Genomic DNA, 25,906 nt, shown 5'->3' on the forward strand with positions numbered 1-25,906 from the left:
TTTAAATAACCATCAAATTACAACCTCGAATATCAGAATTATCAAAACGGCCCAACACTTCAAACGAATGGTTGGGTTGTTTTTTGCCTAAATCTTGAGTAGCAATAAATGAACACGAATTGATATTCGCCAAGTCAATTACATTAATTCCACCGGTTTTTCCTTCGGCAACATAAGTTAAAGCGTCTTCAGCATCGCGAATTAAGATTTGCATCCAAGGCGGACATTCGAAAACGCCATCTCCTAAAGAATAAGCTTGCGAAAGTAACTCAGTCATTCCGTATTCTGAATGGATTTTAGAAACGCCAAAACCATCGCATAAAAGCGAATGTAATTCTTCACGAATCAGCTCTTTTCGTTTGCCTTTCATGCCGCCAGTTTCCATAATTATAGTATTTTTCAGCTGGAAGTTTTGCATTTCAATCAGATCTAACAAAGCGAAAGTAACTCCAATTAGTAACACATTCTGACCTGAATTATCTAATTCAATTAACTTCGAAATTAATTCGTCATAATTGTTGAGGTAAAATCCTGACTCTTGGTGTTTGCTTAATGTAATCAAATCTTCAACCATGTGAATTAACGAAGAGCCTTTGCGTTCTAAATAGGAGGGAAGTAATGCTAAAACACAATAATCTTCAATATTTCCGTAGAATTCTGAAAAGGCCAAACGGTAGCTTTCTTCGTACCAACTCACATCGGTTACTAAATGTTTACTCGTTTGCATTCCGGTTGTACCACTACTCGTAAAAGTAGTCTGAATCGTATCTTTCGAACTTAACACCTTGTGACTCTTAAAAAATTGAATGGGTAAGAATGGAATGTCTACAACAGTTTTCACATTATTTTTGTCTTTCTTCAAGAAGTTACAAAATTGCTGATACACCAAATTGTTTTCGTACTGGTGCCGAAAAACTTTTAAAGTAATTTTTTCAAACTCTTTTTTAGAATTGATTTGGAAAATAGCCTCTTGTGAAATCATGTTGCAAAAATAAGAAAGAATTCGTGCTTTCTAAGAAATTATAGTAACAAAAAAGCACCAACTTGAGTTGATGCTTTTTTTATAACTTTGAGTATGCTTATTTTTTTATAACTTTTCTACTAGTTTTAGCATAATCGTTTTGAATAGTGACAATATAAACACCAGCTCCTAAAGATTGAGTATTTATTGCTTCATTACTATCTACTCTATTTGAGCTGTATAATTTACCATCAACTGAATAAATGTTTACAGTAGCTCTTGTAGGCATTTCAATAGTTAAGAAATCTGAAATAAGTGTTGCCATTTTTACTTGATTGTCAAAACCTTCTACATCAATCATTGATAAAGTAGCTTTATCATAAAACATAACATCGTCAAAATAGATTACACCAGCACCAGCAGTTCCTGGATAAACTCTTAAGCCGGCTCTTGAAACAGTTGCTAAAGCATTAGGGGTTGCTTCTGCAGTGAAAAATTGCCAAGTAGGAGAGTCTGAAGAATAGTCAGCAGCTTGTAATGCATTTGTACCTGTGTCTCCAGAAGCTGATCTAAATTGATTCCAAAATTTAAATCTTGCATTAGCGTCATTGTCTAAATACCAACCAGAGAAAACATATACAGCACCTTGTGTTACTGGTATGTCATTTGTTGGAGAAATTGTTTTGTTACCACTTGCAGGTGATGTCAACCCTAAAGAACTTGTTCCACCGTGAACAATAGTAGTGTTTTCTGCTACTGTTGATCCCGTTACGAACCAACCTTCTGGTGCACCTGCAGTCCAAACTTCAAAACCACCATTAGGTATTAGATTTGTTTGAGCATTAAGAGAAAGTGAAATAGTGCATAATGCTAGTAAAGTGTAAAGTTTTTTCATTTTTTATTGATTTTTTAATTTACACAAATATAAATACTTTTTAAGTTTTAAACTAAAAAATAGATATTAAGTTAAGATTAAGGTTAAAAAAGAAAGATTTAACTAATTGATAATTAGCTTTCTTGTAGCAGACGCATCGCCTTCTTTGATTTTTATGATGTAAACTCCTGCTTCTAAATTAGAAACGTTTATCTCTTTTGAAGTGATAACTATTTCTAAAACTTTCTTTCCAATAACATTATAAATCTCTACTTTTTTATCCAATGAAGATTTAGTAGTAATGTATATTTTTCCACTATTTACCGGGTTTGGATAAATAGAAAGTCCTTCAATTGTGGGTTCTTGATTTTTAGACGCACCAGATGGTTTACTTTCCTGAGCATAAGCGCTAAAAGAAAATAAAACAAAGAATAAGACTATAAGTTTCGAGTATTTTTTCACCATTGACATCAATTATAAAGTGTAAAGATAGTATAAATTTAAAAGCAAATACGATGCCAAACAAAAAATCCCTCAGTATTGAGGGATTAGTAGTTATTTGTAGTTTTTTACTATTGAATTAGTGAAACTCCACCAACTGTGGACCAAGCGCCATTTGTTAAGTTAGCACCATTTGAAGTTGTACTTGTTGTAAATTGTCCAGTTGGGAAAGTTACATTCACAGCACCTACTCCCGCATATTCTGAAGTGCCATCCAAAATTTTCACAGCTGTTAATTTAATTTTATTTCCATTAACTTGATCTGTATTTGTGCCAGCATCTTGAATTCTCACAGCAGTCGCACCAGTCGTGGTATAACCCGAAATTACAATATTTGAAAAATGACCATTTCCTTGTTTCTTAAATTGAATGGCATCAAATTCTGTAGCTGACGAACCTCCTTCAGTATTTGTTCCAGGAGCTCTTTTTAAAGTAATATTTGAAATTACTGGATAATAATCATTATTGTTATTTGACGCTTCAATTTCCATCCCAAAGTTTCCTGTTCCTACTTGATACGCATACCAGTTTGAATTATTTTGGCCTTTCCAACCATCTTGCCAATCGAAAGAATCATCATAATTACCATAAGAAATTAAATTTGAAGCACTAACAGTTCCTCCGTAAAATTCAAAACCATCATCAGCACCTTTATAAGCTACTAAGTTTTCTAAAATTGTTCCAGAACCTACTGAATAAAACGAAAATGCATTCATTTCGCTAGTTCCATCCGTGATTTTTTTACCGGCATATTCAACTCTTACATAGCGTAAAGTTCCTCCGTTGTGTGCTGGATTTGTTCCTCCATAAGTAAGATTTAATCCGTCTTCAGATGTTTTTGTTGCTGTTGCTCCAGCACCATTGATAGGAGCGTCGCCATACATTATAATTCCACCCCAAGAACCTGGCGTTTGAGAACTTTCCGTTAAAATGATTGGTTGAGAAGCCGTTCCATTCATAATTAATTTACCACCATTTTTAACTAAAATCGCGTCAACTCCATTTGCAGTGTTGGCTGTAACTGTTGAACCGGCATCAAATGTTACGGTTACTCCGCTTTCAATAGTGTAAATTCCATTTAAAGTGTAATTGCCTAAAGCAAAAGTTTTGTTTGTAGTTGCCGAACCTGTTATTTCGCCCGCAACGATTTGAGTATTTCCTTCATCGTCACTTGTAGAACAGCTAATTAATGTAGTCGCTAAAATGGACAAACTCAATAAAATCTTTTTCATAATTTAAATAGTTTTTGTTTTGATTATTTGATACAAACTTAGAATTTGAATGTTGTGTGTGCGTTTTGAGTATGTTATATTATGCTTACGAAAAGGTCATAATAACGTAAGTAAAAGGTTTAGTTAGTGTAAACAAAAAGAGCGACTTGATGTCGCTCTTTTCTTAAAATTTATAGGAAGCTCCTAAGGAGAATCCAGTGCCTCGTGTGTAACTTTGAACAGTCAAGTCATTTTCTTGAATTGGAAGAATACTTTCCTTTCCAATAGCTCTTTCATAATACGGATTTAAAATATTATCCACTGAAAGTTTCACATCCCACGCTTTATCAATATTTTGTGTCCAAATGAAATCTAACTTGTGAAATGGTTTTTCATAAATGTGATCTAATCCTGCAATTCCTACAGCATAAATTCTTTCGCCATAAACGCCATAAACTAAAGTAGCAGTGTTAGTCCACTTTTCACTGAATTTGAAGTCGTATTTTAAATCGGCATTAACCAACCAATTCGATGCACCTTGCAATTGACGTTTTTCAAAAGTATCAAAATAAGCACCACCAATTCTATTCTTTTCGGCAGTAGCTTCGGTATGCATAATAGAAGTGTTGAAACCAAAAGAAACTCCTTTTAAATCATTATGTAAGCGACTCAATTGAATAATTGTTTCAAATTCAACGCCTAAAAGTGTAGCTGATTTGTTGTTGTAATAAGATATTTGTTGACCACTTCCTCCTCCAAAGTTATCAAACGAACGCTCAATTGGATTTTCAATGTATTTTCCAAAAGCAGTAACCGCAAATAATTCATCTTTTGTAGGGAAAACTTCGAATTTTATATCCAAATTATTATTAGTGCTATTTGATAGCAACGCATTTCCTTTTTCCGAAGTTCCATCGGCATTGATATAAGTAATTGGTAAAGATTCAAACAAAACCGGACGCGTTATCGTTCTACTTGTAGCAAATCGGATGTTTTTAGTATCACTTACTGCATATTTGAAATTTAAAGAAGGTAAAATGTCCAATTCATTCGTTTCAACTTTTTTGTACGATGAACCAATTGGATCACTAATCGTTCGGTATTTTAAATCTCTTAATGTATTTTCGGCTCTTACACCTGCATTTAATTCTAATTTTGGCGTAATGTTGTATGTAATATTTCCATAAAAACCATCGACACGATTAAAGATTTTGGTTTTGTATTCTCCACCAGTTTCTTCTCTAAATGAAATCTCGTTATTAGCAATTGCCGATTGAATAAATCCATCAATAGCATTCAAATTTACAATGCTTGAAGGTAAATTACTCGAATTGGGTAAACCCGAAATAAAGCGATAATTCGTCTTCATATATTCGGAATAACCATTGTAGCCAAGCGATAGTTTGTTTTGTTTTTCTTCTTCTTTACCAAATTTATAATTGTATTCTAGTAAACCCGAAACGTGGAAGTTATTTTCAACATCTAAAAATTGACGGATAAAATTATTACTTCCAAAACGCACTTCAATTTCATCTTCATTTACTTTTGTTCCGTTGATGAATTTTCTATCCGGCTGATTGAAGTTTGTTCTTGTGTATGATATTCCGCCTTTCAACAAATGATTTCCAGCTTTAGTAAGTTTATATTCCGATTGAATTTGATTGGCAAAATAGTTCGATTCATCGTATTGATTCAACCGAATTAGCTCATTTGGATTTTGAACTTGGCTTCTTGTATAACCAACTTGATCTTGAATTTGATTTTCCGTAGCTTTAATAAATAACGAATTTGTAGTTATTTTTAAACGATCAGATTTAAAATGCAAAGCGAATAATCCCGAAGCTTGTGTGCCAAATTTATATTGTGATTTCTTGAAATTATTGTCGTAAATTCCTTGACCAGTTTGAAAAGTGCGTTCTATTCCTTCTCTAAATTGATATTTGTTGTCAAAATTAGCTGAGATGAAATAATACATTTTATACGATTTCTTTCCAACATCAAATTTATTGGCGTGTGTGACTCCAAAACTTGTATTTAAAGGTGCTTTTGTTTTGGTTACATTCCAAGAAGATTCGAAATCGTTGTTGATTTGACCATTTGGAGTTTTGCCAAATCCAGAAGGAAGTTGTCTTTCTTGTCCGCCAAATCCGAAGAAGCTTTTAGTATTATCAGCATCAGCCGAAATTAGGAGATCGTGCATATTATTGTTGGAAACATAACCAACACCGTAACTGATTTTAGTAAAACTTTCGGTTGGTTGTGTAGTGTTAATGTCAATTGTAGCTCCAGCAAAATCGCCATATAAATTTGGATTAAATGTTTTAAAAACATCCATAAAACCTACAATATCTGTTGGGAATAATTCCAAAGAAATAATTTTTTTAAACGGACTATTAGAAGGAACGGCTAAATTATTAATCAATAAATTGTTGTAGCGATCTTCTAAACCTCTAATGAAAAGACCTCTTGATTCTACTTTGGTAATTCCACTTACTTTGGTTAACCCCGATTCTACGTTGCTAATTCCTTTTCGAGATAATTCTTGTGCACCGATACTTTGTTTGATTTCAACAGCTTTTAGTTGTTCTTGCAGTAAAGCACTTTCTTTTTCTTTCGATACAATATGAGTTATCACAACATCATCCAACTGAATTCCATTAGATTCTAAAGTATGGTTGATGACTTTCTTTTCGTTAGCTTTCAGCGTGAAGGGAATTTCTTTGGTATCATATCCTAAATAGCCAACCAATAAAGTATAATTTCCAGGTTTTAGGGTTAAAACATATTTACCATTTTCATTAGTAGTTGTTCCTGTTTTAGTTCCTTTAATCATTACGTTAGCAAAAGGCAATGGATCGTTAAACATTTCTTTGTCTAAGATGACGCCAGTAAGCGTTGCAGTTTGAGCAAATGCAAATGTGCTAAATAAGAGAGCGAATAATAACCGTAGTTTCATTTTTGTGTTGTTAATTTTTATGCAAAGTAACCTATGTTGTATTACACGAAAGTTATTAACCGATTATGGATTGGTTGGCATTACGTTAGGTTAATGTTAAGAGATTAAATAATTGTAAACTCCTATAATGAGCACATTTTATCTCTACCTTTACATTCTGAAACACAACATAATTGTATGATGAAGAAAAAAGACATTAAGATCTTATTGGTTGATGATGAGCAAGATATCTTAGAAATTGTAGGCTATAATTTAACACAAGAAGGATATCAGGTAATTACCGCTTCAAATGGTAAAGAAGCAATTTTCAAAGCTAAAAAAGAGCTTCCACAATTAATTATTATGGATGTAATGATGCCGGAAATGGACGGAATTGAAGCTTGTGAAACCATCAGAAGAATGCCGGAATTACAAGATACAATTATCACATTTTTAACCGCTCGTTCTGAAGATTATTCGCAAGTTGCTGGTTTTGATGCTGGAGCCGATGATTATATTGCAAAACCCATCAAGCCTAAAGTATTAGTTAGCAAAGTAAAATCTTTATTAAGAAGATTAAAATCGGATGATGCGGTTTCTTCTAGCACTTTAATTGTCGGGAATATTGAAATCAACCGAGAAGAATACAAAATCAATAAAGGCGGCGAAATAATGGTTTTGCCTAAAAAAGAATTTGAATTGTTCTATTTGTTAGCAACAAAACCAGGAAAAGTTTTCACTCGTGAAGAAATTTTAGACCGCGTTTGGGGAAATGAAGTTGTAGTTGGCGGACGAACAATCGACGTTCACATCAGAAAATTAAGAGAAAAAATTGGCGATGATTTTTTTAAAACTATAAAAGGAGTAGGATATAAAATTGAGTTTTAATGGAATTAAATTTCAAAAAGTCATATAAGTTTGCTTTTAAATCTTCAGCATACATTACACTCTTTTTTTTAGGCGTGTTTTTGTTGTATCATTTTTTTATAGCACCACTTCATTTGATTTTTGTTTTTGGATTTGCATTTTGTTTGGCACTTTTTTCGTTTTTTTTAATCCAATATCGCGTCGAAACCTTCATTTATAAAAGGGTAAAGAAAATATACGATGATGTTTCTTTATTAGAAAACACTTCTTTTAGAAATCAGCCGATTACTACGGATATGGAAACGCTTACTAAAGAAGTTCAGAAGTTTGCCCGCGATAAAAAACTTGAAATTGAAACTTTAAAGATTCGAGAAGAATACCGTAGAGAATTTCTTGGGAACATTTCACACGAATTAAAAACACCGTTATTTACCGTTCAAGGCTATTTGTTAACCTTACTTGATGGTGCAATGGAAGATAAAACCATTCGAAAAAAATACTTGCAACGTGCTGATAAAGGTGTCGAACGCTTAATCTACATTGTAAAAGATTTAGATATGATTACCAAATTAGAAACGGGTGATATTCATCTTGAAGTTTCTAGATTTGACATTGTTGAGGTAGTTCAAAATGTATTCGATTTACTCGAAATGAAAGCTTCTAAAAAGAAAATTACACTTAGTTTCGATGCAAAATATGCGAAGCCAATTTGGGTTTTAGCCGATCAAGAAAAAATTCAACAAGTGGTTACAAATTTGGTTGTAAATTCGATAAAATACGGAAACGAAGGCGGAACAACCGAAGTAGGAATCGAAGATTTAGTAAACGACCGTCTAATTGTTCGAGTAACTGATAATGGCGAAGGAATCAAAAAACAATACATCGGAAGGCTTTTTGAGCGATTTTACAGAGTCGATAAAAGTGGTGCTAGAAGCGAAGGCGGTTCTGGATTAGGCTTAGCAATCGTGAAACATATCATTGAAGGACACAACGAAAAAATATATGTAGAAAGTCAATTTGGAGTCGGTTCCGAATTTTCATTTACTTTGGAAAAGACTGAATAATTGTTCCCAATTTTGATCAACAGCAGGGATATCAAATCCTCTATAAAGTTGAATTTTATTTAAATCCGTATATTTAAAATTTTCTTGTTTGCATCTTGGCGCAACACCTTCCATTTTATATTTTTTAGCTAAGTACTCCTGTTCGTATTGCCCTGGCGTAGGAATAAAAAACGCTTTTTTATTTAATTTCGCCAAGTCCATAATTGTGGTATATCCAGAGCGACATAAAACGGCGTTACTCTCATTAAAAGCAATTTCTAGTGCTTCCGAATTCATAAAGTTGTAGAATGTGATGTTGTCCTCTTTTTTGGTTTTTTGTGAAACTTCTACTATTCCTTTGATAAATATAATTTGCCCTTTATATTTTTTTAATTCTACACTTAATTTTTCTTCTAATAAAGTGCGCTGTGGTTCCGGTCCTGACAAAATCACCATCAAGTCATATCGAATTGGTAGTGATTTTTTCTCAAATCTACTTAAAGGTCCAATATAAAGACAGTTTTTTAATGGTTTTTTCAAATGGCCTAAAATGCCCGAAAGCGTTTGGAAGTTTTCAAAATCAGGAATCCAACATTGATTGAATTTTGCGATATATCTAGAATGTACTTTAGTTGTTATCCAAGAGGTAGTCCCAGAAAGCACATTTAATTGATGCGTTATAAATACCGAAGGAATATTTTTAGAGTAAATGCCTAATCGATTGTCAGAAATTATTCCATCAATTTGATAATCTTCGATAATTTTTTGAATTGCTATTTTTTCTTTTTGTATGGCTTTTATGATTTTCGGAATTTGAGCAGCCATTTTCCATTTGAAAGTTCTTCTGCTTTCAGAATAAACTACATTATAGGATGGTAAATCTAGAGCAGTCAAATGTGGAAATTCTTTTTGAAGAAAAGACAAGGAATCGCCATCCGAAGCAATTATTGGGGTATAATTATGTTGCTCCAAAGCTTTAATAATAGGAATACAACGCGTTGCATGACCCAATCCCCAATTTAAAGGAGCAATTAATATCTTTTTTTTGGTATTCAAAATTTTGTTTTTATATCGAAATCAATAACCCGATGTGAAATAAAATACTGTTACCAAAGATATAAAAATTATACTTCCACCTCCACTTCGTGCTAAACATTTGGAATTTATTTAAAAACAAAAGCGAATTTTTTACGATGTTTTGCAAAAATAATTTGAGTTCCTTTATAATTCCTTAATTTTGCCAAAAATAATTCAAAAGTGGGAAGTAAAAATAAATTAAAGAGATTCGAGGAAAACGAAACATTTGTAAACGTTTTTCAACCAACAAGAGAGGAAGTAGTTGCAGATAGTTTTCCATTAAAAGGAAAATGGAATAGTGATTTCTTTAAAAATGACAACCCAATCGTTTTAGAATTAGGTTGTGGAAAAGGTGAATATTCTGTTGGGTTGGCTCAATTAAACCCAGATAAAAACTTTATAGGTATTGATGTAAAAGGAGCAAGATTTTGGCGTGGTGCTAAAACGGCTGTGGATACGGGTATGAATAACGTGGCATTTATTAGAACGCAAATTGAATTAATCAACCATATTTTTGCAGAAAATGAAGTGTCAGAAATTTGGATTACTTTCCCTGATCCTCAAATTAAATATAAACGTACAAAACACAGAATGACGAATTCTGAGTTCTTACAAAACTATAAAAAAGTATTAAAACAAGATGGTTTGATGCATTTGAAAACGGATTCTGAATTTATGCACGGTTACACTTTAGGCTTGCTGCACGGCGAAGGACACGAAGTTATTTATGCAAACCACAACATTTATAAAAACGAAGGGTCTCCGGCAGAAGTAACGGGAATTCAAACATTTTATGAAAACCAATATTTAGAAGTAAACAAAGCCATTACTTATATTCAATTTAGAATTAAGTAATAGATGTTACTTTCAAGTGATTTAAGTTTTCTAATTTTGATAAAAATCAATTTATGACATTTATATTAGCTATTTTTTTAGGATTGATCATTTCCATTGGTGGTATTATTATCCCCGGAATGTTGAATATGACGATTGCGAAAATAAGTATTAATGAAAATCAAAAACAAGCCTTAAACTTTGCTCTAGGAGCTGTTGTAGTGGTTTTTATACAAAGTTTTCTAGGAACTTATTTCGCTAAATTTTTAGATGCGAATCCAGCTTTTAGTGAAGGTTTGAAGCAAATAGGAACGTTTATTTTCATCGCATTAACAATTGCTTTCTTTATAATGGGATTAAATTCCAAAAAGAAAAAAGAGGTAGAAGTGAAAATTGAAGAAAAAAGAAATCGCTTCTTTTATGGAATGGCCTTGTCAGCTTTCAATATGTTTGCTATTCCGTGGTATGCGTTGACAACTTTAATGATGTCTTCAAAGGATTTATTTAATTATGATATGCTTTCGATTTTGCTGTTCTCACTTTCTGCGGCAGCCGGAACTTATTTTGTGTTTTATTTATATGCGAGATTCTTCAAGCTAATCGAGCATAAGTTAACTTTCATTGTTAAAAACATCAACTTCTTAATTGCCTTTTTAACTGGAATTGTAGCTATTTCTTCTTTGTATAAGATGTATTTTGCCTCTTGAAAACTGTAAAACCAGATAACGAAAATTTTTTCGAACGCGTTTATGCAATTGTTCGACAAATTCCTGAAGGAAAAGTAACTTCTTATGGAGCAATTGCAAAAGCTTTAGGAACTGCTCGCTCTGCCCGAATGGTTGGCTGGGCAATGAACGCTTCTCACACTTTAGAAGATGTTCCTGCACACCGAGTTGTAAATAGAAAAGGATTACTTTCGGGTAAACATCATTTTGATGGCACGAATTTAATGCAACAATTGCTCGAAAATGAAGGTATAAAAGTAATTGATAATCAAATAATAGATTTTGATAAACATTTCTGGGAACCTGTTTTTTAAGCGTAATGCTATCCTATTGCTTAAATAAATTATGACTATCTAATTATAAGAAAACTTTAAAGCTTTATACTTTTAAACGTATAAACTTCTCACTACCTTTGTAATCCATATTAAGTTTAAATAAAAGCAATTGATTTTGAACTTTATACAAATAACTTTTTCAAACAAGTAAATGAAATGCTGATTTCAAAAGCGTTTCGTTGAAAATAAACAAATAAACTCTTAGTGAGATGAAATTAGAAAGAAAAGATATTCTTGCTGCTTTAGAAACAATTACGGTAGCGGGTGAAGGAAAAAATATGGTTGAAAGTGGTGCAGTTCAAAACGTAATCACTTTTGGCGATGAAGTTGTTGTCGATTTACTTTTGACAACTCCGGCATTACATATTAAAAAACGTGCTGAGGTTGATATTATCAAAACGATTCACGAAAAAGTATACGAAAAAGCAAAAGTTAAAGTAAATATTAAAGTTGAAGCTCCAGAAAAACCGGAGAATCCAAATTTAATTAAAGGAAAATCAATCCCTGGTATTTCAAATATTATTGCGGTTGCTTCAGGTAAAGGTGGAGTAGGAAAATCTACGATTACAGCTAACTTAGCCGTTACATTATCAAAAATGGGATTTAAAGTTGGTGTTTTAGATGCTGATATCTACGGACCTTCGATGCCAATTATGTTTGATGTAGAACAAGCAAAACCTACTTCAGTTGAAGTTGACGGAAAATCAAAAATGCAACCTGTTACTAGTTACGGAGTTGAAATTCTTTCTATAGGATTTTTTACAAAACCTGATCAAGCGGTTATTTGGAGAGGACCAATGGCGGCAAAAGCGTTAAACCAAATGATTTTTGATGCAAACTGGGGAGAATTAGATTTTTTATTAATCGATTTGCCTCCAGGAACAGGCGATATTCACTTATCAATTATGCAATCGTTGCCAATTACGGGAGCTGTCGTTGTTAGTACACCGCAAGCTGTTGCTTTAGCCGATGCTAAAAAAGGAGTTTCAATGTTTTTGTCAGACGCTATTCAAGTTCCAGTATTGGGAATCATTGAGAATATGGCGTATTTTACACCAGAAGAGCTTCCTGATAATAAATATTATATCTTTGGTAAAGAAGGTGCTAAAAACTTAGCAATAGATTTACAAGTGCCATTACTTGGAGAAGTTCCATTAGTACAGAGTATTCGTGAAGCAGGAGATTATGGTCGTCCAGCGGCTTTGCAAACAGGTTCAGTTTTAGAAACTGTTTTCGAAGAAATCACAAGGAATGTAGTACGGGAAACTGTGAATCGCAACGAAACTTTGCCTCCAACAGAAGCAATTAAAATAACTACAATGGCGGGTTGTTCTGCTGTGAAAAAATAAGAATCAATTATGCAATGTGTCGATGCTTAAAGTAAGTAAAACCGACACATTGACATATTGAAAATTGACATATTATAACTATGACTACAATAGAAATTAGAGAGAATGTTGAAAAAGCACTACAAGAAATTCGTCCTTTTTTGAATTCAGATGGTGGCGATATTACCTTGATAGACATTATTGAAGGCAAACACGTAAAGGTTCGTTTAGAAGGCGCTTGTACAAATTGTAGTTTAAGTATCAGTACAATGAAAGCAGGAGTGGAAACAACGATTAAAAAATACGTTCCGCAAATTGAAACAGTAGAAAATATTGCATAACTGATTATTATCATGTAATGCTGTTTTTGAAATCACCAATTTTGTGCCTGTGTAACTAAAGTAACGAATAGCTATTTTCTAAATAGTTAATTTTACACGATTAAACGAAATCAGATTATGATTCAAACAGATATTCTAATTATTGGTGCGGGTCCAACAGGACTTTTCACTGTTTTTGAAGCCGGATTACTACAATTAAAATGCCATATTATTGACGCTTTGCCTCAACCCGGAGGACAATTAGCCGAATTATATCCTAAAAAACCAATCTTCGATATTCCAGGTTATCCTTCTGTTATGGCAGGTGATTTGGTTACTAATTTAATGGAACAAATTAAGCAATTTCAACCTGGATTTACTTTGGGCGAAACCGCTGAAACTATTGAAAAGCTAGAAGACGGAACTTTTATTGTAACCACAAAAGAAGGAACAAAACATCAAGCAAAAGCAATCGCGATAGCTGGAGGTTTAGGTACTTTCGAACCTAGAAAACCACTGCTGAAAGACATCGAATTCTACGAAAAAGAAGATAGAGGAGTAGACTACTTTGTAAAAGATCCAGAAAAATATAGAGGAAAAAATATTGTTATCGCCGGTGGAGGTGACTCTGCTTTAGATTGGAGTATTTTCTTAGCTAATGTTGCTGAATCTGTGACTTTAGTACATAGAAGAAATGAATTTAGAGGTGCTTTAGATTCTGTTGAAAAAGTGCAAGAACTAAAAAATGCTGGTAAAGTAAAATTAATTACACCTGCAGAAGTTATTGGTTTTAAAGGAAGTGAAAGAATTGAATCGTTAGATATTGAAATAAACGGAGCGCGTATGAATGTGCCAACAGATTATTTCATTCCGCTTTTTGGATTAACGCCAAAATTAGGACCCATTGCAAATTGGGGATTAGAGATTGAAAAAAATGCGATTAAAGTAAATAATGCTTTAGATTATCAAACCAATATTGAAGGGATTTATGCTATTGGAGACGTAAATATTTACCCAGGGAAATTGAAGTTAATTTTATGTGGATTCCACGAAGCTACATTAATGTGTCAAAGTATTTATAACCGATTGAATCCAGGAAAACGTTATGTGTTGAAATACACGACAGTTTCAGGAATTGATGGTTTTGACGGAACAAGAAAAGAAGCAGAAAAAGCAGTTGTAAAATCTATTGATTAATTTATTAAATTTGAAAAAAGTAAATTATGGAACAGTTTAAAATGATAAGAAATGTTGTTTCTAAGTCAAGTTTTAAAGAAGCTGATGACCATGTTACTTTTTATAAAGATAAATCTGCATTAGTGCGACTAAATAGTGCTTGTTTTATTATTAATTCTATTTTTGGAACCTCAGAAAAAACAAAAGTAAACAGAACGTTAATCGCTTCCAGAAAAAATGCCGCATCTATTTAATTATGATTTTCTCGAATTCTTACAACTTCTAGATAAACATGAAGTCAAATATCTTTTGGTCGGAGGTTATGCGGTCATTCTAAATGGCTACGTGAGAAGTACGGGTGATTTAGATTTGTGGGTTGATAAAACGCAAGATAATTATAAGAAATTAGTTCAAGTTTATAATGATTTTGGTGCACCAATATTTCCAGTTGAGGAATTCGTAAATGATAAGTTTGACGTTTGGAGCATAGGTGCTGAACCAACAAAAATTGAAGTTTTAACACACGTAGATGGATTGATTTTTGAGGAAAGCATTTTAAATTGTAAATATCTTACGGTTTTAGATTTTAAAATACCTTATGTTAGTTATGATGATTTATTAAAAAACAAATTAGCATCTGGAAGATATAAAGATTTGGCAGATATTGAGCAGCTTAAAAAAATTAATAAAAATTTAGAATAATGTCAAAAGACGTAACAATTTACATTACCGACAGAAACGGAGTAAAACATGAAGTTCAGGCACCAACGGATATGAACATGAATGTGATGGAGTTAATTCGTGCTTATGAATTAGCCGAAGAAGGAACCATTGGAGTTTGTGGCGGAATGGCAATGTGTGCTTCATGCCAATGTTATATTTTAAATGATGTAATCTCATTAGAAAGAAATCCAGATGAAGACGCAATGCTTTGCGAAGCTTATCACGTTAAGGATAATTCGAAACTTGGTTGTCAAATCCATCTAACTGAAGAGCTACAAGGTTTAGAACTAGAAATCGCACCAGAACAATAGTGATTTTATCATGCTGGATTAATTTCAGCATCTATATTACTACTTATAATCTTCTAAACGAGCTGGACCTTCTAAAACTTCTTTTACTATTTGAAGTGTTCCATCTTCTTTTGTGTCAATAAACCATTTTATTAAGGAAATAGTTCCTACAGCAACTTCAATTCCAGTGATGCTTCTCGGATGAACACAACTTCCACTATTAAAATAGTTTAAAATATTTTCACTTGGGCCTGGAAATCTAGGCCGATGTGTGTGTCCCGTGATTGTAATTTTATTACTGTTATCGGCTATCCATTTTTTTATTCTTCTTTCAACCTTGATCAATTCCACATAATTTTTAGCGGGGCTCGTTGGGTCTTTTATTCCCCAAACTTGAAGCGGCTTCCAAAGAACACGTACTAAAAACCGATTGAATTTCCATCCTACATAATTCATAAAATCAGCCTGATGGCCGTGTGTTAAAAATATCTCTTGGTTATCATTGTTGCTGTATTCCAAAATTATACCTTCAGAAAATGTAATGTTTGGAAAAAGCGGTAATTTTTTACCTTCTCTCGGTTCAAAATATTCAGACAATAGTTTTTTTACATTATCTGGATTTTTGTAAACAAAATCATGATTACCGAAAATTAAATGCAATCTGTTCTCAACAAAGAATTTTTGCATTAATAAATACACATTTTTGTTGACTTCAAAAATATCTTTAAAGAAAATATTTTCCCATAATTCGTCGCCATCTCCTAATTCAATATAAGTATAACCTTCTTTGAAATAATGTTGTAATGCGTGGTAATATATGTTTCGATTGTTAGCAAAATCATCTGCAAAACTGCTATCACCACGATGAACATCACTAAACAAGATAAATTTTGAGGTGTTGTCAAAACCTATTCGTTTAGCTTCTTTGTAAGCTTTCGTTAATCTATCTTGTGATGACATAAATTTGTAAATTCAATTTTTAAAATTCCAAATATCAATAAGGAATCAAGTCAAAATTAGTCTTTTTTATAATAATCAAGAGGTTAATTATAAAAAAAATGCTTCCCATGAATGAGAAGCATTTTGAACATTTAATTGTAAAATCCCACATTTTGGAATTTCGTATTTTCTCTTGAAATTTTATTTAAACGCTGGAAAACCAGTAACATCCATTCCTGTAATTAATAAGTGAATGTCGTGTGTTCCTTCATAAGTAACTACTGATTCTAAATTCATCATGTGTCTCATAATTGAATATTCACCAGTAATTCCCATTCCACCTAACATCTGACGTGCATCACGAGCAATCGTTAAAGCCATATCAACATTGTTACGTTTTGCCATCGAAATCTGCGCTGTAGTCGCTCTTCCTTCTTCTTTTAAAACACCTAATCTCCAAGTTAATAATTGCGCTTTAGTGATTTCAGTAATCATTTCAGCTAATTTCTTTTGTTGCAATTGTGTTGCTCCAATTGGTTTGTCAAACTGAATACGTTCTTTTGAATATCTCAAAGCTGTATCATAACAATCCATTGCAGCGCCAATTGCACCCCAAGCAATTCCGTAACGTGCAGAATCTAAACAACCAAGTGGCGCTCCTAATCCTGATTTATTTGGTAATAAGTTTTCTTTTGGTACTTTCACATTGTCAAAAATAAGCTCTCCAGTTGCAGAAGCTCTTAATGACCATTTGTTATGTGTTTCAGGAGTTGTAAATCCTTCCATTCCTCTTTCCACGATTAATCCGTGAATTCTTCCTTCTTCATTTTTTGCCCATACAACTGCAATATCAGCGAAAGGTGCATTTGAAATCCACATTTTCGCCCCATTTAAAAGATAATGATCGCCCATATCTTTAAAGTTGGTAGTCATTCCAGCCGGATTAGATCCGTGGTCTGGTTCTGTTAATCCAAAACATCCGATGAATTCGCCAGTAGCTAATTTTGGAAGATATTTCATACGTTGCTCTTCGTTTCCATATTTCCAAATTGGAAACATTACTAATGAAGATTGCACAGAAGACGTAGAACGAACGCCTGAATCTCCTCTTTCAATTTCTTGCATAATTAAACCATATGAAATTTGGTCTAATCCAGCACCACCATATTCCACAGGAATATAAGGGCCAAAACCACCAATTTCACCTAAACCTTTTACAATTTGTTTTGGAAATTCGGCTCTTTGAGCGTAATCTTCAATAATTGGTGTTACTTCTTTTTTAACCCACGCACGCGCAGCATCACGTACTAATTTATGTTCTTCAGATAATAAGTCATCTAATAAATAATAATCTGGCGCTTGAAATAAGTCTGGTTTCATATCTTTTGTATATTGTGTTATTGAAAAATATCTATATTAATGGATAAAACGTGTGCAAATTTACGTAAAGAAATTTAACATTTTGATGAACGAATGTTATATTTTAAATATTTGAATATAACAATTAAAACGAATATGCTTTCTTTATATTTGTAATTGATAAATTATACTTTTCAGATGAAGTTTTTATTTTTTTTATTAGTAGCAACTAGTTTGTTTTCACAAAACACAAAGTATTTAAATGACGCGGAATTTAAACAGCTGGAGGATAAATCAAGATTAAATATTAATTGTTCTATTGACAGTTCTTTTTTTTATGCTAATAAAATAGAAGTTTCATCAAAAAAAGAACATTTGGCCTTTGCAAAAGGAATAAAAGCATATTTATATCAATTAAAAGGAGATGTTGCTTTATGTGATGAAAACTCTAAGTTAGCTTTCAAGTTAATAAATGAAAGTAGTCACTCAAAAGAGAAAATCAGAATTGAGTCGCTATTATATAATTATGTAGGGTTAATTAATTGGAAGCGAAATAAATTTAGTGACGCAATTAATTTTTTTAATGATGGAAAGAAATTATCAATTTCAATCGGAGATAAAGTTCAAGAAATAAAGTTCAATAATAATATTTCGTTAATCTATAATGAGATTGGTAAATATGATTTAGCAATCTCAATATCAAAACAGTCAGATATAATGACAGATTTGATAAAGAAAAAGTACACACTTCAACAGTACTACAGTAACAAGAGTAATATTAATCTTAACATTGGTACTTATTACGAAAAATATTATTTAGTCAATAGACAAAATAAGCACTTATTAGACTCTTCTAAATATTATTTTGAGAAGACATTATATTATTCGGAAGGTTCATTATTAAATAAGATTTCAGCAAATATTAGTTTAGCAAATTTTTCTTATTTTAAAGGTGATTTGGATGAAGCTGAAAGAAGATATCTAAGTACTTTAGGAATTGTTAAAGAAAATAATTTAGAAGCTAATTTTTTGAGTTTAATTTATGATTTGGGAGATTTATACTATGTTAAAGAAGAGTATTACAAGTCACTTTTATATTTCAAAAAAGTAGATTCTATATATTTAGCAGATCCTGTTAAAAACAAGCTTCAATATATACAATCAAATTATAATCAGTCTATTATCTATGACAAGCTAAAAGACCATGACAAAGCGACTTTTCATTCTGATGTTTTTTTAAAAGAATATCAGATAAATCAAAAAAATTTAAACAACGAAGCATCAAAGATTAATTTTAGTAAAGAAAATCAAGAAGCTAAATTGGAGATTCTAAAGATTAAAAGTAAAAATGAAAGAGATTTAATGGTCGAGTTGTTGGTTAAAATTTTTACGGGATTAGTAATAGTTATTTTAGTGCTTTATATTCTAAAAATAAGAAAAGAGAAAAGGAAAATTAACAATACAATAGATAGACTTATAGTTGCCTCTAACAATAGAAAATTAATTGAACATAACCCTCAAAATATAGCTAGTAACTCGCAGCCAATCACCATAGATAAGCAAAAAGAATTAGAAATCTTAGAGAAATTAAGTGTATTGGAAGAGAAAAAGTATTATTTAAGTCAGGACTTTAATCAGCAAAATGTTGCGAAAAAAATAAAGACAAACACTACTTATTTATCTCATATCGTTAATACTAATTTTAATAAGTCTTTTAGTGAATATGCTAATGAGTTAAAAATCAATTATGTTATTGACGAATTAATTAATAATCCTACGTATAGAAAATACTCTACACAAGCAATCGCAGAAAGTGTAGGTTTTAAAAATGCAATTTCCTTTACAAAATCATTCAAAAAAAGAGCAGGTGTTTCGCCTGCTCAGTTTATTAAGAAATTAGATTTGTAGTTCGACTTTCGATTTATGGCATCTTTGTTTTCTCTTCTTGAAGCGGTGGTGAAGGGATGCTTTCATCCATTTTTCCATCTCCATTTGTGCTACTTCCAAGTGGATTACCTTGTGTAAATGGCGGTTTAGGCTTATCTTTCTCTGGCGCACTACCTATTGTATTTCTTTTCTCAACTTTTGTTAATGAATCTTTAACAAAGTTTTCAAGTGATGATCTGTTTTTTTTCATAAATCTTGTTTTTAATTTTGCGGACAAATCAAATTTAAGGAATAATAACCTCAATTTCTTTCATTAATTAACATTCAAAATCTAATTTAATTAAATTTATGTAACTATTTGTTTTTTAATTACTTGAAGTGTGTTTAGGTGTTGATAATTTATAAATTGTTAGTGCTATAATTTATAAATCGTTAATGTGTTTTCTTTTTTAGGCTCAAATTTATCCCAAATTTGTTGGAGTAAAAATCAAAATCAATTAATAGATATGAATTCCATACTTCATCAATTTTTATTAAAACACGAGTTGTCAAATTTGCAAGTGGAGTTTGACGATTGTTATGAGTCGCATCCAAATTTCCCTAGTTTGTTTGCATTAACCGATACATTTAGCCTTCTTTACATAGAGAATGTCGCGGCGAACGTACCCAAAGACCAGTTAGACGAATTACCTAGGTGTTTTTTAGCATATGTTAGCAATGGTGATAAAGGGAACGATATTGCTTTGATAGAAAATTTAACAGATAAAGTTGGGGTAACCTTTGAAGGTAAAAATAAAAAGTACTTTCCTATTGATGAATTCAAGGATTTGTGGAATGGTGTTGTTATAGCTATTGAGCCTAACAATGAAAACAACAAAGTTAGACCAAAGTCTTCCTTTAATAAGATTGTTTATTTGACCATTGCGGTATTAGGCATGTTTTTAGTAAAGCAATGGAATGTTTTTTCGTTTGATGCAACGATTAGCTTTTTCTTATATCTTCTTGGATTTGTAACAAGTATATTTATTATTATAGAAAAATTAAATCAAGGGACAGAAAGTGTTTCTAAATTATGTTCTTTTAATGAAAATACTTCCTGTGATTCGGTAATTAAATCAGCGCAAACAAAAATCAATAATTGGTTAGACTTTTCGGACTTACCGATTTTATTTTTTAGTATAGCTATAGTTGCAATGTTGATTGATACATCTTCTTATTTGATTTTAAATATAGTTAGTCTTCTAGCAATACCGCTAGTGATTTATTCCGTGTGGTTGCAGAAAGTAAAACTACAAAAATGGTGCTTTTTATGTTTGGCTGTATCACTTTTGTTAGTGCTTCAAGCAGTATTGCTTATTAAGACTGGATTTGAATTTAAAAACAACATTAGTAGTTTGCTTATAGCGACAGTTTTAACAGTTGCACTTTGGTTTTTTATTAGAGATTATTTAGGAAAAAATATTTTTTTAGAAAAAAGTAATAAAGAATTAAAAAGATTTAAGCGGAATTACAAAGTATTTGAGATGCTACAAAAGCCTTTAAATGTGGCAAGAACATCCACTAAATTTTCTACTATTGAGATTGGAAGTCATGGAAATCCAGTTACACTTTCTATAGCTTTAAGCCCAAGCTGCGGTCATTGTCATACTGCTTTTGAACAGGCCTTAGCTTTATACAATTCAAGTCCTAATAAAATAAAATTAGCTATATTTTTTAACCTCAATCCGGAAAATAAGAACAATATTTATTTAGATGTTGCAAAATCTATAATGCAAATCAATTTTAAAAATCAAAAAGAAGCTGTTGAAGCTCTATCCGACTGGCATATTAAGAAATTGAATTTGGCGGATTGGATGTTTAAATGGGAACAGATAAATATTGATGCTGAAGTTATAGAAAATCTACAATCTCAATATAATTGGTGTCAGCAAAATGATTTTAATTACACTCCTGTAAAAATGATCAATGGTAAGGAGTTACCTGAGCAATATAATATTGAAGAAATGAAATATTTTATATCAGAAATCGAAGAAGAAACGAAACCACTAGTTTTGGTTTAAAAATATTGTTGCAACGATAGTCAAAGTTCTCAATTGACTTAAAATGCTTGAGATAAATCAATTATCAAATTTTATATTATGAAAAAGTCAATTTTAAATTTAAAGGGTGCTCAAGAATTAACTAAAAATGAGCAAAAAAGTGTTCAAGGAGGAAAGTTTGATTGTGGTTATAATTTTAGAACAGGAACATGCAAAGAATATGGTTTGCATTGTGCTCAAGCGCCATGTAGACAACTTCTTGAAGACTTCCCAGGTTAAAATTTTAAACTACCTGATTTTTAGTTGCCTTAAAAGTCAAATTTCTCAGTTGACTTAAAATGCTTGAGAAAAATTAACCAATTTTTATATTTATTATTATGAAAAAATCAATCTTAAATTTAACAGGAGCGCAAGAATTATCTAAAAATGAGCAAAAGTCAGTAAGCGGTGGAAGACTCCGTTGTAATGATGGTTCTAATTGTCCAAACGGTCAATGTTGTTCTCGTAATGTGTGCTGGCCAATAGGTGCTCCAGGTCATTTATGTGAAGTTATGGAAGTATTTGACCCTATTTTTTAGAAGATTTTATTTTATATTTTAGTTATTTGCAATAGTTGTTAATTAAATTTCCAATTATGAGAAATGCTAAATAATTTAACTGCCTATTTATTTAGGCAGTTTTTCATTCTTAAATATAAAAAGTATAAATTTGATTAAAATTATATCTTGGTAAATAAATTCCCACATTACACCCAAACTGAATCCAAAGATTGCGGGCCTACATGTTTAAAGATTGTAGCTAAACATTACGGTAGAGTTTTAAATATTCAAAGCTTGCGGGAGTTGTCAGAAACAACACGTGAAGGAAGTAATTTATTGACTTTAAGTGATGCTGCGGAAAGTATAGGTTTTAGATCTTTAGGAGTTAAATTATGCGTTAATGATTTAAAGGAAGCGCCACTTCCTTGTATTTTACATTGGAATAAAAATCATTATGTAGTTCTATATAAAATTAAAAAAGACAAGTATTACGTCTCAGATCCAGCTCATGGTTTGTTAGAATACAATCAACGAGAATTTATAAAATTTTGGATTGGTAATAATGCGGATGAAACCACAAAAGAAGGAATTACGCTTTTATTAGAGCCAACACCAAATTTTTACGAGAAGGAAGACGATGACAAAAAGGATAAGAAAACTTTAGGCTTTGGCATGTTGTCAAAATATGTGTTGCGCTATAAGTCTTTTATAGTTCAGTTAATTATTGGTCTTTTTGCAGGAAGTTTATTGCAACTAATTGTTCCGTTTTTAACCCAAAGTGTTGTCGATGTCGGTATTCAGAATCAAAACATTCACTTTGTATATCTTGTTTTAATTGCACAATTATTTTTATTCTTCGGAAAAACAGCTTTAGAATTAATTCGAAGTTGGATAATTTTACACCTTTCAACACGAATAAATATATCGTTAATTTCTGATTTCTTCATAAAATTAATGAATTTACCCATTTCTTATTTTGATGTTCGAATGACAGGTGATATCATGCAACGCATCAATGATCATCATCGAATTGAAAGAATCTTAACCACATCTTCACTGAGTGTCTTGTTCTCTTTTATCAACATGATAATTATGGGAGGAGTTTTAGCTTACTATAATTTAGCCATTTTTGTAGTTTTCTTTATAGGTAGTTTTTTATACTTCCTTTGGGTAACTTTATTCCTCAAAAGAAGAGAAAAATTAGACTACAAACGATTTTCAGAAGTAAGTCAAGAGCAAAGTAAAGTCATTGAACTGATTAATGGAATGCAGGAAATAAAACTACACAACGCTGAAAAACAAAAGCGCTGGGGCTGGGAATATATTCAGGCAAGATTATTTAAAGTTTCTATGAAGAGTTTAGTTTTAGAACAAACGCAAAGCATTGGAAGTAACTTTATCAATGAATTAAAAAATATAATTATTATATTTTTATCGGCAAAATTAGTAATTGACGGTCAAATTACTTTAGGGATGATGATGGCAATCACCAGTATTGTTGGAAATCTAAATGGACCAATTGTTCAATTAATAGGTTTTATTCGCGAATTACAAGATGCTAAAATATCGTTAGCGCGTTTATCTGAAATCCACGATAAAGAAGATGAAACCCAGCACGATGCTGATAAAACTAAAGAAATTCCAAAAGATGCGGAAATAATAATTAAAGATTTATCGTTTCGTTATATTGGTTCGGATATTCATGTTCTAGAAGATTTGAATTTAGTTATTCCGGCAAACAAAATTACTGCTATTGTAGGAACAAGTGGCAGTGGAAAAACAACATTAATGAAGCTATTGCTGAAGTTTTACGAACCTATTAAAGGTGAAATAATCTTAAATAAAACGGCATTAAATAATATTACTCAGAAAGCATGGCGAAATCATATTGGTTCAGTTATGCAAGAAGGCTTTATTTTTAATGATACAATTGCTAATAATATTGCTATTGGTGAAGATATTATTGACAAAGACAGATTACAATATGCTGCTGACGTTGCTAATATTAAAGAATTTATCGAAGATTATCCGTTGCGATATAATACAAAAATTGGTTCAGAAGGCGTTGGAATGAGTACAGGACAAAAACAACGTTTACTAATAGCAAGAGCTGTTTACAAAAACCCAGAAATGTTGTTTTTTGATGAAGCAACTAGTGCATTAGATGCTAATAATGAAAAAGAAATCATGGAAAAACTAGATATCTTTTTCAAAAACAAAACCGTTGTTGTCATTGCACATCGTTTAAGTACGGTAATGAATGCAGATCAAATTGTAGTCTTGGAAAAAGGGAAAATTATTGAACTAGGAACCCATGAAGAATTAGTCGCTTTAAAAGGAAGCTATTTTAAATTAGTGAAGAATCAATTGCAATTAGGAACATAAGATTGATGATTGAAGAGTAATTATTTTTGATTTCAGAATTTAAAATAAAGCTGTGCAATCTGTAGTGAAAAAGTGAAAATTCTTAAAACACACATTAATCCTTGTCCAAAAAAATATAAAAATGCCAAACCATAACGACATAGAATTAAGAAGCGAAGAAGTACAAGAAATACTTACTCGGGTACCGCATTGGATGATTCGATGGGGCAACATTATTATTCTGATTATCCTTTCGATTGTGATGTTGTTTTCTTATTTTATTAAATATCCGGATATTTTAACGGCTCAAATTACAATTACGACTCAGAATCCACCGGAAAAATTGGTAACAAGATCTACGGGAAAAATTGCTAAAATTCTAGTTGAAGATAGAACTGAAGTGTCGCCAAAAACACCTTTAGCCATAATTGAAAACACCGCGAATTATACGGATGTTTTTAACTTAAAAAATCTTGTGGATACCATTTCCATAAACACTACAGCATTTAATTTTCCAATTGATAAATGTGCTGCAATGCAATTAGGTGAGGTTCAGAATGCCTTTATAATTTTCGAAAAAGATTACATTGCTTATGATTTAAACCGCGATTTAAATCCGTACGGAATTGAGAAAACAGCGCAAGGTTTAGAAACAAACCAGTTAAAAGAACGCTTATTATTGATGCAACAACAGCATGAAATAAGTCAAAATGAATTGCAAATAAAAAAACAAGAATTAGAACGATTTAGAACCTTGCATGAAAAAGGAATTATAGCTTCACAAGAATGGGAAAGTAAAAATTTAGATTATCTACAAACGGAGAAAAATGTAAGAAATAGCAGTTCACAATTGTCTCAAATGCGTTCGTCTATTAATGATTTAAACAGAAACTCAGGCAATACGAGGATCAACGAATCTAAGGATAATATAAACTTACTTCGTAATGTATTGCAATCTTTTAATCAGCTTAAAAAAGCTATAAATGATTGGGAGTTGGCTTATGTGTTGCGCTCCTCTATAAAAGGACAAGTATCATTTATGCAAATTTGGGTGGAGAATCAAACCATAAATTCGGGCGAACAAGTTTTTACAATTGTTCCTACGGATAGTAAGAATTATATTGGAAAAGTAAAAGCGCCTGCTCAGAATTCTGGTAAAATAAAGATAAATCAAGAAGTAAATATCCGGTTAGCGAACTTTCCAGATCGAGAATTCGGAATTATAAAAGGAAAAGTAAAATCCATTTCGTTAACGCCGGATAAAGAAGGCAATCTATTACTAGATATTTCTTTACCTACTGGAATCGAAACTTCGTACGAAAAGAAAATAATTTTCCAACAAGAAATGAGCGGAACTGCCGATATCGTTACAGAAGATTTACGACTGATAGAAAGATTACTATATCAGTTTAGAGATATTTTTAAGCGGTAATAAAGGCTTTTTTTTAATATTTTTTTTTTTGATGTAATTGTTAGGAATGATTTAAGGTTTGCTCCAAATAACAATTATTGAACGCTTTTATTAAATTTTATAATTTTCGAAGCTTTATCCAGCTGTCCACTATATCTTTTCATTTTT

At 31.7% G+C, this 25,906-nt stretch carries 26 protein-coding genes; 17 read left to right on the top strand and 9 right to left on the bottom strand.

Annotated elements, in window-relative coordinates:
- Position 1: 1 nt before the first annotated feature.
- From ACFSX9_RS08885 to ACFSX9_RS08905, 5 genes are all read right to left on the bottom strand, one after another.
- The gene (locus ACFSX9_RS08885; RefSeq protein WP_379806762.1) at positions 2–982 is read right to left on the bottom strand and encodes a LuxE/PaaK family acyltransferase; all 981 of its coding nucleotides are present in this window, start codon (positions 980–982) and stop codon (positions 2–4) included.
- Between the two features lie 97 nt (positions 983–1,079).
- Entirely contained in the window at positions 1,080–1,856 is a 777-nt protein-coding gene (locus tag ACFSX9_RS08890; RefSeq protein ID WP_379806763.1) for a T9SS type A sorting domain-containing protein, read from the bottom strand.
- A 102-nt stretch (positions 1,857–1,958) separates the two neighbouring features.
- Entirely contained in the window at positions 1,959–2,300 is a 342-nt protein-coding gene (locus ACFSX9_RS08895) for a T9SS type A sorting domain-containing protein (RefSeq protein WP_379806765.1), read from the bottom strand.
- A 107-nt stretch (positions 2,301–2,407) separates the two neighbouring features.
- Positions 2,408–3,568 carry a hypothetical protein gene (locus ACFSX9_RS08900; protein ID WP_379806767.1) on the bottom strand — a complete coding sequence of 387 codons (1,161 nt, stop codon included), beginning with the start codon at positions 3,566–3,568 and terminating at the stop codon, positions 2,408–2,410.
- A gap of 163 nt (positions 3,569–3,731) precedes the next feature.
- Entirely contained in the window at positions 3,732–6,503 is a 2,772-nt protein-coding gene (locus tag ACFSX9_RS08905; protein WP_379806769.1) for a TonB-dependent receptor, read from the bottom strand.
- Between the two features lie 180 nt (positions 6,504–6,683).
- On the opposite strand from ACFSX9_RS08905, the gene ACFSX9_RS08910 reads away from it, so the two are divergent.
- Complete coding sequence (locus tag ACFSX9_RS08910) at positions 6,684–7,370, top strand: response regulator transcription factor (RefSeq protein ID WP_379807075.1); 687 nt, start codon at positions 6,684–6,686, stop codon at positions 7,368–7,370.
- A complete protein-coding gene (locus ACFSX9_RS08915; protein WP_379806771.1) occupies positions 7,370–8,413 on the top strand; it encodes a sensor histidine kinase in 1,044 nt (347 codons plus the stop codon). Before ACFSX9_RS08910 ends, ACFSX9_RS08915 begins: the two co-directional genes overlap by 1 nt.
- Here the strand turns inward: ACFSX9_RS08915 and ACFSX9_RS08920 are convergent.
- Entirely contained in the window at positions 8,387–9,448 is a 1,062-nt protein-coding gene (locus tag ACFSX9_RS08920) for a glycosyltransferase family protein (RefSeq protein WP_379806773.1), read from the bottom strand. The genes ACFSX9_RS08915 and ACFSX9_RS08920 overlap by 27 nt on opposite strands.
- 201 nt (positions 9,449–9,649) lie before the next feature.
- On the opposite strand from ACFSX9_RS08920, the gene trmB reads away from it, so the two are divergent.
- From trmB to ACFSX9_RS08965, 9 genes are all read left to right on the top strand, one after another.
- Positions 9,650–10,324: a tRNA (guanosine(46)-N7)-methyltransferase TrmB gene (gene trmB / locus ACFSX9_RS08925; RefSeq protein ID WP_379806775.1), complete on the top strand. Its 675-nt coding sequence runs from the start codon at positions 9,650–9,652 to the stop codon at positions 10,322–10,324.
- Between the two features lie 53 nt (positions 10,325–10,377).
- Positions 10,378–11,010, top strand: a complete 633-nt coding sequence (locus tag ACFSX9_RS08930) for a LysE family transporter (protein ID WP_379806777.1) — start codon at positions 10,378–10,380, stop codon at positions 11,008–11,010.
- Positions 11,007–11,342, top strand: coding sequence for an MGMT family protein (locus ACFSX9_RS08935; RefSeq protein ID WP_379806779.1), 336 nt, complete (start codon positions 11,007–11,009; stop codon positions 11,340–11,342). Before ACFSX9_RS08930 ends, ACFSX9_RS08935 begins: the two co-directional genes overlap by 4 nt.
- A gap of 230 nt (positions 11,343–11,572) precedes the next feature.
- Complete coding sequence (locus tag ACFSX9_RS08940) at positions 11,573–12,712, top strand: Mrp/NBP35 family ATP-binding protein (RefSeq protein WP_379806781.1); 1,140 nt, start codon at positions 11,573–11,575, stop codon at positions 12,710–12,712.
- An 80-nt stretch (positions 12,713–12,792) separates the two neighbouring features.
- Positions 12,793–13,032 carry a NifU family protein gene (locus tag ACFSX9_RS08945; RefSeq protein ID WP_379806783.1) on the top strand — a complete coding sequence of 80 codons (240 nt, stop codon included), beginning with the start codon at positions 12,793–12,795 and terminating at the stop codon, positions 13,030–13,032.
- Between the two features lie 117 nt (positions 13,033–13,149).
- Positions 13,150–14,208, top strand: coding sequence for an NAD(P)/FAD-dependent oxidoreductase (locus ACFSX9_RS08950; protein WP_379806785.1), 1,059 nt, complete (start codon positions 13,150–13,152; stop codon positions 14,206–14,208).
- 26 nt (positions 14,209–14,234) lie between these two features.
- Positions 14,235–14,441, top strand: coding sequence for a hypothetical protein (locus tag ACFSX9_RS08955; protein ID WP_379806787.1), 207 nt, complete (start codon positions 14,235–14,237; stop codon positions 14,439–14,441).
- Positions 14,425–14,889 (top strand): hypothetical protein, encoded by a 465-nt coding sequence (locus ACFSX9_RS08960; RefSeq protein ID WP_379806789.1) that lies wholly within the window; start codon positions 14,425–14,427, stop codon positions 14,887–14,889. Before ACFSX9_RS08955 ends, ACFSX9_RS08960 begins: the two co-directional genes overlap by 17 nt.
- Complete coding sequence (locus ACFSX9_RS08965; RefSeq protein ID WP_379806791.1) at positions 14,889–15,221, top strand: 2Fe-2S iron-sulfur cluster-binding family protein; 333 nt, start codon at positions 14,889–14,891, stop codon at positions 15,219–15,221. Before ACFSX9_RS08960 ends, ACFSX9_RS08965 begins: the two co-directional genes overlap by 1 nt.
- A 39-nt stretch (positions 15,222–15,260) precedes the next feature.
- Here the strand turns inward: ACFSX9_RS08965 and ACFSX9_RS08970 are convergent, their stop codons facing one another.
- Positions 15,261–16,160 (bottom strand): metallophosphoesterase, encoded by a 900-nt coding sequence (locus ACFSX9_RS08970; protein ID WP_379806793.1) that lies wholly within the window; start codon positions 16,158–16,160, stop codon positions 15,261–15,263.
- 180 nt (positions 16,161–16,340) lie between these two features.
- Positions 16,341–17,519 carry an acyl-CoA dehydrogenase family protein gene (locus ACFSX9_RS08975; protein ID WP_379806795.1) on the bottom strand — a complete coding sequence of 393 codons (1,179 nt, stop codon included), beginning with the start codon at positions 17,517–17,519 and terminating at the stop codon, positions 16,341–16,343.
- Positions 17,520–17,696: 177 nt separating this feature from the next.
- Between ACFSX9_RS08975 and ACFSX9_RS08980 the strand changes: the two genes are divergently transcribed.
- Positions 17,697–19,406 carry a helix-turn-helix domain-containing protein gene (locus ACFSX9_RS08980; RefSeq protein ID WP_379806797.1) on the top strand — a complete coding sequence of 570 codons (1,710 nt, stop codon included), beginning with the start codon at positions 17,697–17,699 and terminating at the stop codon, positions 19,404–19,406.
- 13 nt (positions 19,407–19,419) lie between these two features.
- Here the strand turns inward: ACFSX9_RS08980 and ACFSX9_RS08985 are convergent, their stop codons facing one another.
- The gene (locus ACFSX9_RS08985; protein WP_379806799.1) at positions 19,420–19,635 is read right to left on the bottom strand and encodes a hypothetical protein; all 216 of its coding nucleotides are present in this window, start codon (positions 19,633–19,635) and stop codon (positions 19,420–19,422) included.
- 256 nt (positions 19,636–19,891) lie between these two features.
- Here ACFSX9_RS08985 and ACFSX9_RS08990 point away from each other — a divergent pair, with 256 nt between their 5' ends.
- The 5 genes from ACFSX9_RS08990 to ACFSX9_RS09010 all read left to right on the top strand — a co-directional run bounded on the left by ACFSX9_RS08990 (position 19,892) and on the right by ACFSX9_RS09010 (position 25,759).
- Positions 19,892–21,445 carry a vitamin K epoxide reductase family protein gene (locus ACFSX9_RS08990; protein WP_379806801.1) on the top strand — a complete coding sequence of 518 codons (1,554 nt, stop codon included), beginning with the start codon at positions 19,892–19,894 and terminating at the stop codon, positions 21,443–21,445.
- A gap of 78 nt (positions 21,446–21,523) precedes the next feature.
- Entirely contained in the window at positions 21,524–21,703 is a 180-nt protein-coding gene (locus ACFSX9_RS08995; RefSeq protein ID WP_379806803.1) for a hypothetical protein, read from the top strand.
- Between the two features lie 98 nt (positions 21,704–21,801).
- A complete protein-coding gene (locus ACFSX9_RS09000) occupies positions 21,802–22,002 on the top strand; it encodes a hypothetical protein (protein ID WP_379806805.1) in 201 nt (66 codons plus the stop codon).
- 144 nt (positions 22,003–22,146) lie between these two features.
- Positions 22,147–24,348, top strand: coding sequence for a peptidase domain-containing ABC transporter (locus tag ACFSX9_RS09005; protein ID WP_379807077.1), 2,202 nt, complete (start codon positions 22,147–22,149; stop codon positions 24,346–24,348).
- A 121-nt stretch (positions 24,349–24,469) separates the two neighbouring features.
- Positions 24,470–25,759 carry an HlyD family secretion protein gene (locus tag ACFSX9_RS09010; RefSeq protein WP_379806807.1) on the top strand — a complete coding sequence of 430 codons (1,290 nt, stop codon included), beginning with the start codon at positions 24,470–24,472 and terminating at the stop codon, positions 25,757–25,759.
- Positions 25,760–25,906: the final 147 nt, after the last annotated feature.

Origin of the sequence: Flavobacterium ardleyense (assembly GCF_042686085.1) — a bacterium.
GTDB classification, from domain to species: Bacteria; Bacteroidota; Bacteroidia; order Flavobacteriales; family Flavobacteriaceae; genus Flavobacterium; species Flavobacterium ardleyense.